General features: G+C 69.0%; 10 protein-coding genes. 5 read left to right on the top strand and 5 right to left on the bottom strand.

The annotated features are described in order from the left end of the window. Positions 1–115: 115 nt before the first annotated feature. On the bottom strand, positions 116–898 hold the full coding sequence (locus tag CM1CMNOD_RS19805; protein ID WP_013875371.1) for an NmrA family NAD(P)-binding protein: 783 nt from the start codon (positions 896–898) through the stop codon (positions 116–118). Positions 899–1,013: 115 nt separating this feature from the next. Between CM1CMNOD_RS19805 and CM1CMNOD_RS19800 the strand changes: the two genes are divergently transcribed. Continuing rightward, positions 1,014–1,655: a TetR/AcrR family transcriptional regulator gene (locus CM1CMNOD_RS19800; RefSeq protein WP_013875370.1), complete on the top strand. Its 642-nt coding sequence runs from the start codon at positions 1,014–1,016 to the stop codon at positions 1,653–1,655. A 28-nt stretch (positions 1,656–1,683) separates the two neighbouring features. Here the strand turns inward: CM1CMNOD_RS19800 and CM1CMNOD_RS19795 are convergent, their stop codons facing one another. Next, entirely contained in the window at positions 1,684–2,577 is an 894-nt protein-coding gene (locus tag CM1CMNOD_RS19795; protein WP_013875369.1) for a TetR/AcrR family transcriptional regulator, read from the bottom strand. Positions 2,578–2,756: 179 nt separating this feature from the next. Here CM1CMNOD_RS19795 and CM1CMNOD_RS19790 point away from each other — a divergent pair, with 179 nt between their 5' ends. Then, positions 2,757–4,406, top strand: coding sequence for an MDR family MFS transporter (locus CM1CMNOD_RS19790; protein ID WP_013875368.1), 1,650 nt, complete (start codon positions 2,757–2,759; stop codon positions 4,404–4,406). Between the two features lie 103 nt (positions 4,407–4,509). On the opposite strand, the gene CM1CMNOD_RS19785 is transcribed toward CM1CMNOD_RS19790, so the two are convergent. The 3 genes from CM1CMNOD_RS19785 to CM1CMNOD_RS19775 form a co-directional block, all read right to left on the bottom strand. Next, entirely contained in the window at positions 4,510–5,193 is a 684-nt protein-coding gene (locus tag CM1CMNOD_RS19785) for a TetR/AcrR family transcriptional regulator (protein ID WP_083828380.1), read from the bottom strand. Positions 5,194–5,231: 38 nt separating this feature from the next. After that, positions 5,232–6,707: an MFS transporter gene (locus CM1CMNOD_RS19780; RefSeq protein WP_013875366.1), complete on the bottom strand. Its 1,476-nt coding sequence runs from the start codon at positions 6,705–6,707 to the stop codon at positions 5,232–5,234. A gap of 241 nt (positions 6,708–6,948) precedes the next feature. Then, on the bottom strand, positions 6,949–7,383 hold the full coding sequence (locus tag CM1CMNOD_RS19775; protein WP_013875365.1) for a MarR family winged helix-turn-helix transcriptional regulator: 435 nt from the start codon (positions 7,381–7,383) through the stop codon (positions 6,949–6,951). A 70-nt stretch (positions 7,384–7,453) separates the two neighbouring features. On the opposite strand from CM1CMNOD_RS19775, the gene CM1CMNOD_RS19770 reads away from it, so the two are divergent. From CM1CMNOD_RS19770 to surE, 3 genes are all read left to right on the top strand, one after another. Continuing rightward, positions 7,454–8,968 (top strand): MFS transporter, encoded by a 1,515-nt coding sequence (locus CM1CMNOD_RS19770; protein WP_013875364.1) that lies wholly within the window; start codon positions 7,454–7,456, stop codon positions 8,966–8,968. Positions 8,969–9,288: 320 nt separating this feature from the next. Next, positions 9,289–10,482 carry a YncE family protein gene (locus CM1CMNOD_RS19765; protein WP_013875362.1) on the top strand — a complete coding sequence of 398 codons (1,194 nt, stop codon included), beginning with the start codon at positions 9,289–9,291 and terminating at the stop codon, positions 10,480–10,482. Between the two features lie 185 nt (positions 10,483–10,667). Then, on the top strand, positions 10,668–11,627 hold the full coding sequence (surE, locus tag CM1CMNOD_RS19760) for a 5'/3'-nucleotidase SurE (RefSeq protein WP_013875361.1): 960 nt from the start codon (positions 10,668–10,670) through the stop codon (positions 11,625–11,627). Positions 11,628–11,932: the final 305 nt, after the last annotated feature.

Genomic DNA, 11,932 nt, shown 5'->3' with positions numbered 1-11,932 from the left:
CACTAGGCGACCGTGTACCTGGTGAGCACCTTGCACCACTGAGTCGGCCGGCCCGGGTGACCACCCGGGCCGGCCGACCAGCCTCCCCGTACCCGTTGCCGCCTTCCGGGCCGGGTCAGGCGGGGTACGCTCGGAACAGTTCTTCGATCTTCGCTCGGCCCTGCCGCGCCAGCCAGGTCTCGAAGTCCATCAGCCCCGGGTGGAGCGTGCGCAGCGTGGGGATGTCCGCCTGCCAGCCGCCCTTGTCGGTCGCGAAGAGGTACGCGGCTCTGAGGTCGTCGAGGTTGCTGCCGGCGAGGGGCCCGAACTGCGTGACCGCTTCCAGCGAGAGCTCGCGGTACTCGATGCTCCGCCCGGTCGCGCGGCTGATGACGGCAAGGATCTGACGCGCTGTCAGCTCGTCGCCGGCAATCTCGATCTCCTTGCCCAGGTAGCCCTCCGGGCGGGCGAAGGCGAGCGCGGCGAACGCCCCGATGTCGTCGACGGCGATGATCTGGACCGGTCCGCCGTCCGTGGCGAAGCCGCGCTCGGCACCGCCTACCGACGTGTAGACGAAATGCTCGATGTCGGCGGCCCTGGCCGCGTCGGCCACGTTCACACCGAGGCGCACCTCGTCGATCGCCGTGCCGGGCCTGTCGCGGACGGGCTGATCCCATGCGGGCTGGACGCTGAAGACGCCGTGGACACCCTGGGCGGCCGCATCCAGCGAGGCGCGGTCGTGCATGTCCCCGGCGACGATCTCGGCTCCGGCCCGCGCGAGCGCCTGTGCGGCCGCGCTGGACGGGTCGCGGGTCAGGGCCCGCACCTGCCATCCGTCCGCAAGCAGGTATGCGGCGGCCGCGGCTCCCTGCCCTCTGGTCGGTCCTGTCACGAGGATGCTCTTGGACGTCTTGGCCATGATCCCTCCCGGTAGCGGGCGTCTGAAGGAGGTAGTCTCCGGACACGATTCGGAGCCTCGCTCCGGAAATATATGGAGCAGTGCTCCATATCGCAACACCCGGGAGGCGCACCACATGGCGAAGCCGACGAGCGACACGCCCGCAGCCGCTGACCCCGCCCTGCGCGCGGACGCCCGCCGCAACTACGACCTGTTGCTGACCGCTGCCCGCGTCACCTTCGCCGAGCACGGCACCGACGCCTCCCTGCGGGAGGTCGCGCGACGGGCCGGTGTCGGGATCGGGACGCTCTACCGGCACTTTCCGACCCGGGAGGCGCTCGTCGAGGCGCTGATGCGCAACGGCTTCGACAGCCTGCGTGCGAAGGCGGAGGAACTGCTCACGTCCCCGGCCCCGGGCGACGCGCTGATCATCTGGCTGCGGGAGATGGCCGTCCGCTCGGTCGCCTACCATGGGCTGCCCGCCTCGGTGCTGGCCGCGCTACACGACGAGGGCTCGCATCTGTACTCCTCGTGCCATGCCATGCGTGCCGCCGCGGCCCGCCTGCTCGTCCGCGCCCAGCGGTCCGCGGCCGTTCGCCCGGACGTCACCGCCGAAGAGCTGTTCGTGTTGGTGGCGGCGATCGCCTGGGCGGGTGAGCGGACGTCCGGGGGAGCGGAGCTGACCGACCGTCTGCTGTCGCTGATGATGACCGGGCTGCAAACAGGCCTGCCACGAATCACAGATCACGGATCACGGAAGGCTAACGGCAGCCTTTGACGCGACACCGCGTCGACGGCGGGTGAGACTACGAGTTCGCCGTGTGGCCCTGTTTCACGCCGTTTCCCCGCCCCGCGCCCGCGGCATCCGGGCAGGATGCGCCAGGGCGGGAGGCATCCGGGTGGGAGGTGTCCGGGCGGCGGGCACCACGTGGGAGCTCCGCGAGGGAGGCCGCGATGCCGGCCAGTACCCACTCCAGGCCTTCGTCGAACCTTTGCTGCGCCTCGCCGCGGTCGGTCAGCAACGCGAGGTCGGGACCGAGGTCGGCGATACGGGGGTAGTCGCCGGTTGCGACGAGAGCGCGAAGGTAGCTCTGCATCAGATGCTGCTGTTCGGCGGCGTTCCCGCTGTCCCGCGGGGGCATGCGCTGTTCCAGGTGCTCGGTGACGATGTGGCCGATCGTGTAGGTGTCGATGGTCCGCAGGATGCAGATCTTGCGGCGCTGGTCGATGTCGAGGCTGGCGACGGCGGCCAGGGACTGCTCCATGTGACGGATGGCGTTGGGGCCCAGACGCGGCCAGGTGCCCCTGGCCTTCACGATCCAAGGGCGTCGTAGGGTGACGGCGCGCGTCTGTTGGGCGATGGTCCACAACGCCTCCCGCCAGTTGGCGGGCAGTGGCTCGGGGACGATGATGTCGGCGATGGCCTTGTCGGTCATCAGCTCGAAGAGGTCGTCCTTGCGCTTGATATGCGAGTAGAGGCTCATCGGACGAGCGCCCAGCGCCGCCGCGACCCGCCGGATGGAGACCGCGCCCAGCCCTTCGGCGTCGGCCAGCGTGATCGCCGCGTCGACGATCGCGTCCCGGCTGAGCCCCGGCTTCTTCTCCTTGGCCAGGCGGGTCCACAACAGGCCGACCGGCGGCCGGTCGGCCTGCGGAGAGGCGGCCGGCGCCTGGATCGCGGCATGGCGCTCGCAGGACACGCAATGAGGGTATCGCCGGATCGGATCCGGCGATACCGCGTACGATTAATCGATACGACGTCCCGTTCGATGGACGCTGTACGAGATATCGATACGGTGTAGCGTCAACGATGGCCGCGTATCCGACCGCCTACGTCGCGCCAGGACACTCCAATATCAACTGTTTCCGGAGGCTCGTGATGGCAGAACCCCAGGCGTCCACCGCGTCCGGGCGACCGAACGAGCTGAACAAGCCGAACGGGCCCCGGGAGCCGAAGCGGGCGGGGGCGGACCGGCTCGACCCGGCACTGATCCGTCTCGCCGGAATCATCCTGGTCGGCGCGGTGGTCGTGCAGTTGGACACCACGATCATCGCTGTCGCCATCGACACTCTGGGCCGCTCGTTCAACGTCGGAATCTCGACGATCCAGTGGGTCAGCACCGGGTACATGCTCGCCCTGGCGATGGTGATCCCACTGACCGGCTGGTCGGTGGAGCGGTTCGGCGGCAAGCGGATGTGGATACTGTCGCTGGCGCTGTTCCTCGTCGGGTCGGCACTGTGCGGCTCGGCCTGGTCGGCCGGCAGCCTGATCGCCTTCCGGGTCATGCAGGGCATCGGCGGCGGCATGCTCCTGCCGCTGATGCAGACCCTTCTCGCTCAGGCCGCCGGTCCGCAGCGGCTGGGGCGGCTGATGGCCACGGTCGCCGTGCCCGCCCTGGTGACGCCCATCCTGGGACCGGTCATAGGTGGTGTGATACTCGACAACCTGAGCTGGCGTTGGATCTTCTTCATCAACGTCCCGATCTGCCTCATCGCTCTGCTGCTGGCCTGGCGAGGAATGCCCGACGTACGGACCCCCGGTCGGCACCCGCTGGACGTTCTCGGGCTCGCGCTGCTCTCCCCGGCGCTGGCGGCGGTCGTCTACGGCTTCTCGGAGGCCGGCAGCCGGGGCAGTTTCGCGGACGCGAACGCGAGTGTCCCGCTGATCGCCGGCGTGGTCCTGCTGGTTCTGTTCACCGTGCACTCCATGCGGGTCGCCATCGAACCGATCATCGACCTACGGATGTTCCGCAGCCGCGCCTTCACCGGTTCGGCCGCGATGATGTTCCTCTTCGGGATCTCGTTGTTCGGCGCGATGCTGCTGCTCCCGCTGTACGAGCAGCAGGTCCGCGGACGCAGTGCAGCCGGCGCCGGGCTGCTGCTGGCTCCGCAGGGGCTCGGGATGATGATTACCATGGTCGTGGTCGGCAAACTCACGGACCGGGGCAGTACCCGGCTGCTCGTCCTCACCGGCCTGCTGCTGAGCGTGCTGGGCACTGCCGCCTACACCCAGGTCGGCACCGACACCAGCGAGTGGCTGCTCGGCCTGTCGCTGGCCGTCCGTGGCGCCGGCCTGGCGGCAGCCCTGATACCTGTCATGACAGCGGTCTACCAGGGCCTGCGCCGGGACGAGATTCCGCGCGCCACCTCGGCGGTGCGGATCTTCCAGCAGATCGGCGGCTCTCTCGGCACCGCTGTGCTCGCGGTGGTCCTCTCCCAGGGAATCGCCGACCGGGGCGGAGCCGGTCAGGTGGACGCGGCCGGGCTGGCGGACGCCTTCGGGAACACCTTCTGGTGGACGCTGGCCTTCACCGCCGTTGCGGTACCGTTCGCCTTCCTGATGCCCGGCCGGAAGACGGCCGCACCCGCGCGGGCCGCCGTCCCCGCGCAGGCTGCCGGCCTGGCCCAACCGACCGGCCCGGCCGGGCCGACATCCCCGGCGGATGCCGCGGGCCCAGGAGATATCGATCTTCTGCCTGGTGTCGCGCGGACGGCGGCCGCACCGTCCCCGGGCCTGAACGAAGGCTGAGGGCGCTGAGCGTAAAGCCCGCCGACCAGCTTCGGCGTACCGCCAGGTCACGGCTCGGCGTCTGACCCAGCCGGCCGGCAGTCTGACTCAGTCAGTCGGCCGGTCAGTGTAGGCGCAGCGCGGCAGAGCTCGTGACCACCCTCTCCCACTCCTCCGCGTTGACCGGTGGAGTGGCCAGCGGCCGTGGGCCGCCAGGGCGCAATCCGTCGAGGAGCAGGTCCAGATGGCGGCGCCACACCATCGGCGCGATCTGGTCGGTCGCGTCGATCAGGCTGGTCAGCGTCCACAACAGGACGGAGACGTCCCGGTAGGTGACATCCGGGCGCAGCCGGCCGGCCTTGCGGGCGGCGTCCAGCAGGCTGTCCACCACCCGGGCGATCTCATCCCGCAACGGCCGGCCGAGGGTGGAGTCCCACAGCCGACCGCTGCCCATCCTCTCGCTGGCGTGCCGCTCGGCGAACGTCCGCACGAACGTCTCCAGGCGTTCGCCGGGTTCCCGGTGCTCACCGGCGGCCCTGGCCAGGCTCAGGATGCGTTCGAGATAGGGCAGAGCGATCGCGTCCAGCAACGCGCCCTTGGTCGGAAATCGGCGGTAGACGGTGCCGATACCGACTCCGGCGCGGCTGGCGACCTCCTCCATGGTGAAGGCGGGGCCTCGCTCGCCGTACACCTCGGACGCCGCGGACAGCACCCGTTCCCGATTTCGTGCCGCGTCGCAGCGTAGCCGTTCCGGCGCCGTGACCTCTGACGGCGCGGGCACGGACGAAGTTTCCGCGGTCCTGCTCATGACGACACGGTAGTAGGGTCACGCGGCGAATACAGCCTCTACCAGGACTGTGTGGTCGCCGGAGCGCCGCCGCGCGGCTCGGGCAGCGCCATGCTCTTGGTGGCCGCGGCCCCGGCGGCCGGGGTGCTGGTGGGCTGCCGGCGTACCGGCACGATCGCGGCCGCCACCGCGGCGGCAACCATCGACACGGCCAGTACCGCGAAGCTCACACTGTAGCCGTGCTCGCTCGGCAGCCCGCTCGCCAGCGCGCCGGAGGCGAGGATGCTGGTGACGACCTGACTCCCGATCGATCCGCCGATCGTGCGGATGTTCGCGTTCATCCCGGTCGCGGCCCCGGTCTGGGTGGGCGGAACAGCCTCGATGATCAGGTTGGACATGGACGAGAACGCAAGCCCTATACCGATGCCCTGGATGGTTGTGGCGATGAAGAACTCCCAGGGCTCCCGGTGCGCGACCGAGAGTATCAGGAACGGGACCGAGGCCAGCAGGGAACCCACCACCAGCGGCTGCTTGGCCCCACGCCGGACGGTGATCTTGCCGATCAGGGAGCTCATGATGATCATTGCCATGCTGGTGGGCAGCATGTACAGCCCGGAGGTGGTGACCGAGGCGTCGAAGCCGTAGCCGGCCTCCGGGGGCGCCTGCAGGAAGGGCGGGATGACGATGAAGGTCGAGTACATTCCGACGCCGAGCAGCAGCGCCGCCACGTTGGTCCACCACACGGCCGGGACACGCATCATCGTCATGTCGATCAGCGGTACGGCGGAGCGTTCCTCCACCTGGATCCACAGCACGACCAGCGCCACGGCCGCGCCGAACAGGGCCAGTGTGCCGCCGGACGTCCAGCCCCAGGCGCTGCCCCGGTTGAGCCCGAGCAGCAGTGCGACCAGCCAGCCGGACAGCAGCGCCGCGGCCGGGAGGTTGACCCGTCCCGGGTTGCGCACCGGGGACTCCGGGATGAACAGCGCTGTTGCCAGGGTGGCGATCGCTGACATGATGAGCGGGATCCAGAACAGCCAGTGCCACGACAGATGGTCGACCACCGGTCCGGCGATCACTATGCCGAACGCGCTGCCGATGCCGAGCATCCCCGACATCATCCCGATGGCGCCGGGCACCCGGCGGGCCGGGAACTCGTCGCGGATGATGCCGAAGGACAGTGGGAACAGCCCGCCGCCGAGCCCCTGGATCACCCGGGCGACGATGAGAACGCCAACCGAGCTCGTCAGCGCGGCCAGCAGCGATCCGGCGGTCAGCGAGGCATAGACGACGACGAGCATCTTCTTCTTGCCGAACATGTCGCCGAGGCGGCCCAGGATGGGGGTCGCGACCGAGGCGGACAGCAGGTAGGCGGTGAGCACCCAGGTTGCCGTCGTCTGGGAGGTGTGCAGATCCCGCTGGATGACCGGTAGTGCCGGCAGCACCATCGACTGCAGCAGCGTGTAACCGGCAGTGCCGAGTGTAAGTGCGGCAAAGGTGATGGCGACCTGCCGGTCGCTGCGTTCTGTGGACATGGGTCTCCGTCCCGGACAAGCGGAATTGCCCTCCGGATCGTAACAGTTAAGCGGAGCTTGCTTCCGTTTAGCTGGCCGGTCACTCGGCGGCCCGGAGTCGGCCCGGCTGCTGGTGGTCGAGACCGTCGCGGCTCGCCGAAGGCGCCACGCGTGGCCGCGTCACGCCTTGTCCGGTGTCGTAGCTGGTGCACTGGTTGCTGACCAGCCTCGACCGATCACGGTCGATCGCGTGTGGTCGCCGTCAGTCGTGGGACGGCGTACCCTCCGCCAGCGCGGCGGCGAGCAGGAGTCGCAGGGTTGCGCGTTCCTGGGGGCTGAGCGTGTCGAGGATCCTGTCCTCGACGGCGTCCATCCCGCGTTCGGCGGCCATGAGGGCGCCGCTGCCGGCGGGCGTGCGATAGACAAGGTGGCGCCGGCGGTCGGCCGGGTCGCGCCGGCGTTCCGCCCAGCCCAGGCGCTCGACCTCGTTGAGGAGCAGCACGAGGTTGTTCGCGTCCAGGCACAGCACGTCGCTGAGCTGCCGCTGGGGGATGCCGGTGTCCTCGCCGAGATGGTTGAGGGCCACAAACTGCTTGAGCGTCATGCCGAGCACGTCGTCGGTGGCCTCCCTGTACACGCGTCGGGCGAGGCGTGTCAGCAGGACGATCGACCCTGAGGTGGTTGCGGCGACGCTCATGATTCCAACGATCTTATCATTGCGGGGTCAATATTGCTTCTTTGATAATCAACGATATAGTGACTATTCCATGAGCGACATCATCGTTCCGGCTCCAATCACGCTCTCCCGCTCGCGGCGGCGATGGCTCGCCCTGCTGGTCGCCCTCACGGCGCAGCTAATGATCATTCTTGACTCCAGTGTGGTGAACGTCGCGCTGCCGGTCATCCAGAACGACCTGCACTTCAGCCAGGCCAACCTCACCTGGGTCGTCAACGCCTACATGATCAGTTACGGCAGCTTCCTGCTGGTCGCCGGCCGGCTTGGTGACCTCGTCGGCCGGAAAAAGGTCTTCCTCGCCGGCATGGCGCTGTTCACCGCCGCCTCGGCCGCCTGCGGGCTCAGCGACGGGCAGGCGTTCCTGATCGCCGCCCGTTTCGCGCAGGGCCTGGGTGGGGCGCTGGCGTCGGCGACCATCCTCGCGTTCATCGTCACCGACTTCCCGCAGCCGCAGGAGCGGGCCCGGGCGATGAGCGTCTACCTGCTTGTCACCGTCAGCGGCGGCTCGCTCGGCCTGCTGCTCGGCGGTGCCCTCACGCAGGCTCTGGGCTGGCACTGGATCTTCGTTATCAACATCCCGATCGGCCTGCTCGCGTTGCCGGCCGCGGCCGCGTTCCTCTCCGAACGTCCCGGCAGCGGCCTGCGGCAGGGGGCCGACCTGCCAGGTGCTGTTCTGGTCACCGCGGCGGCGCTGATCGGCATCGACGCCATCGTGCAGGCGGCCGAGTACGGCTGGCTGTCGGGGCACACCCTTGGCCTCGGCGCGGTCACGGTCGCGCTGCTCGGCGCGTTTGCCGTCCGTGAGTCACGCACGTCGAACCCGCTCGTTCCGATACGGATCCTGCGGCTGCGCAGCCTCATCGGTTCCAGCGCCGTACGCGCGGTCGTGGCCGCCGGCATGTACGGAGTGTTCTTCTTCGGGGCGCTGTACCTGGAGCAGACCCTCGGGTACGACGCCGTCCACACGGGGCTTGCGTTTCTGCCACAGACCGTCATGGTGGCCGTGCTCTCCATGGGGATCACCGCCCGGCTTGTGTCCGCCTGGGGGCCCGAGCGGGTTCTCGTCGCCGGGCTGATTTCCATGATCGTCGGACTGCTGCTGCTCGCCTGGTCGCTCGGGGGTGAGCACGTCGACTACTTCCCGGGGCTCTTCTTCGCCTTCGTCCTGGTCGGGCTGGGGACCGGCGCGGTCTTCATGCCCCTGCTGACCATGGCCGTGGCCCAGGTCGCGCCTGCCGACGCCGGCCTGGCCTCGGGGATCGTCAACGTCTCCATGCAGATCTCCGCCGCGGTCGGCCTGGCCGCGCTGGGGACGCTGTCCAGCAACCGGACGGCCGGCCTCCTGGCCGACGGCCACAGCCAGCTCGCCGCGTTCACCGGCGGCTGCCGTCTCGGGGTGCTCACCGGCGCGGGATGCGTGGCGTTCGGCCTCCTGCTCGCCGTCACCGTGCTGCGCGCTCCCCGGAGCAGGCGGGAAGTCGTGGACGTCCCGAGCCAGCCGGCCGACGGAGCTGTCCTGCCCGGGCAGTCGGCGCGGAGCCGCTGACGGGCACCGCGCACCTCGCCCACGAGAAGGCGCCGGCCGAGGCCGGTCGGAGCGGCGATGCCGTACAGTGGGCGCGTGTCCCCGCCACCCCGCCGAGCGCAATCACCGTCAGTAGCGGAAATGGCCCGTGGTGCGGCCCTGGACGTGGCGCTGGAATGTACGGATCCACACGAGATCGGCGGATTTGACAACTTTCCGTGATGGGGTGCTGTCCATCCGCACCTTCCTGGCTGGATAGCCTCCCTATGCGGCCGAGTGTCACCAAGGCGGAGGCCCCTACGCTTGTCCTTCCCGAACCCGCCGGAATCGGAGCATGCCCTGTGTGGACGTACCACGACGCCCGATCGTCACGGGCAGTGCGCCTGGTGGTTATCGCCGCGTTGTGGCTCGGGGTAGTCGCGGCCTGTGGTGAGGAAGCCGGGCCGCCCGGGCCCGCCCTGCCTCCGGTGAGGGCTTCGGGACTGCCGGGAACCCCGCCGTTGTCGCCGTCGGCCGCCGGCGGCGGGGGTGGTGGGGCCCAGCCGGTGAACGTGTACGCCGCCGCCGGGGCGAACCAGCTCAGCCCGGCCGTCCGCGGGGCCAGGCAACTCGTCTACGTCCCGAACAGCGACAGCGACACCGTGGACGTGATCGACCCGACGACCTTCAAGGTGGTCGACCATTTCGTGACCGGCCGTAATCCGCAGCACGTCGTCCCGTCGTGGGACCTGTCGACGTTGTACGTGACCAACAACGCGGGTAACAGCCTCACCCCGCTCGACCCGGTCACCGGGAAGATAAAAGGGCCGAACATCCCCGTCGCCGACCCGTACAACATGTATTTCACCCCGGACGGGAAATATGCGGTCGTCGTCGCCGAGGCGCTGCAGCGACTGGACTTCTACGACCCGAAAACCTGGGAGCTGCGCACCCAGGTGAAGGTCGACTGCCCTGGCGTCGACCATGTCGACTTCGCCGCCGACGACTCGTTCTTCGTGGCCACCTGCGAGTTCTCCGGCAAGCTGGTCAAGGTCGACCTGCGGACGCTTTCAGTCGTCGGCTACCTGACGGTCGGTGGTATGCCGCAGGACATCAAGCTCGACCCGCGGGGCGAGTTGCTCTACATCGCCGACATGATGGCGGACGGCCTGCACATCATCGACCCGGTGCGCTTCCAGAAGGTTGGTTTTCTGGCGACGGGCAAGGGCGTGCACGGCCTTTACCCGAGTCGGGACGCGACCGTGATGTACGCGTCGAACCGCGGCGAGGGCTCCATCTCCGTCATCGATTTCGCGACCCGCCAGGTCCGGCAGAAATGGCAGCTTCCCGGCGGCGGCAGCCCGGACATGGGCGGGGTGTCCGCCGACGGGTCGGTGCTGTGGCTGACCGGCCGCTACAACGGCGAGGTCTACGCGATTTCCACCAGGGACGGGAGCCTGCTGGCCCGGATCAGGGTCGGCCCGGGCCCGCACGGCGCCTGCGTCTGGCCCCAGCCCGGCCGCTACTCCCTCGGCCACACCGGCATCCTCCGCTGACGCGGCCCACGTCGCGCCCGTCCGCTGGCCGAGGAAGCGCTTTGGCCGGCTCGGCTACCCTCGACGACCTTTCCGGTTACGAAACGCTGGTTTTTCGACCTGCCGCGCCAAGGGTTCAACTGTTATTTGTCGAATTTTTTCCCGGCCCGGGAAAACCGTTGCCCCCATTATTCTAGTTTTGCGGCATGAAAAAACGTGGAATCTTTGCTGTCCTCGCGGCGGCTGTCCTCTGCTCGCCGGTGGTTCTCACGTCGAGTGCGTCGGCGTCGGGTCCCGGTGCCACCGTCCCCACACGTCCGTTGCGGATTCTGCTCACCAACGACGACGGATGGCGCGGCCCGGGCGGATCGGGCACCCCGTTGATTGCCGCGTTGCGGGACGCGCTCAGAACGGCCGGGCATCATGTGGTCGTAGTGGCACCCGGTACCGACCAGAGTGGCCAGGGCGGCCGTATCTCCCTGCCCCCGCTGCAGCTCACGGTCGCCAGTCCCGAACCCGAGGTGTGGACGGTCACGCCAGGGTCGCCGTCGGACAGCGTGTTCTTCGCCTTCGACGAGATCTTCGCGAACCAGAAGCCCGACCTGGTCATCTCCGGGATCAATCCGGGCAACAATCTCGGTCAGGCGGCCAACCACTCCGGCACCGTCAACGCCGCCCTGACCGCACTCGAGTTCGGAGTACCCGCGGTCGCGGTGAGCCTGGAAACACCGGGCACCTGGCAGGAAGGTACCGCCGCCGCGGCGAAGAACTCGGCCGGGTACATAGTCGATCTTGTCCGGCGGCTGGAGACCAGATCGCGAAACGGCACGCTGATACCCCGGGGAGTCGGCCTCAACGTCAACTATCCGGTACTGGCCGGACCAGTCGACCCTGCCACCGGTAAGCCCGGCTCGGTGCTGCCTCCCAGAGGAGTGCGCTCCACCACGCTGGACACCAATCTGTTCGCCAACTTCGACTACAAACCGACCAGCGGGTCGGCCGGGCAGCCGGGTATCTACACGATCGGGCTCACGCTGGGGGGCGAACCCGCTGTCGCGGGCACGGACACCCGCGCCATCCAGGACGGGTTTGTCAGCGTCACCCCGCTGGAGGCGGACCGCGACGTGGACGGTTCCACGCAGGGCTGGCTCCGCGGAATTCTCTGACAGGACATACAACGCCTTCCCGGCCGGGAACACCTCCCGGCGGAACAACCGGGCCCGCGGCGGGGAAGGCCGAGGCTTCGACGGCGCGGGAGGTCCGGGAAGGTCTCTCGAACGCTGGCCGGGCCGGCCACCGGCACCGGCCGCCATACTGATTCCATGCGCCAGGCCTTCGCGCACACCGCGGTTCTCGTCATGGCGCCCGAGGCCGACGTACGGGCGCCGGGCGCGGCCGTCACGGTGGCGTTGTGCGGTAGCTGAGGTGGTCCCCGTTCTTCGGACAGTGATCCCTATGTGGGATAATTGAT

It is taken from the genome of Protofrankia symbiont of Coriaria myrtifolia (assembly GCF_900634755.1).
GTDB classification, from domain to species: domain Bacteria; phylum Actinomycetota; class Actinomycetes; order Frankiales; family Frankiaceae; genus Protofrankia; species Protofrankia coriariae.
The sequence above is the reverse complement of the archived record's forward strand: the minus strand, read 5'-3'. Positions and strand labels throughout refer to the sequence as shown.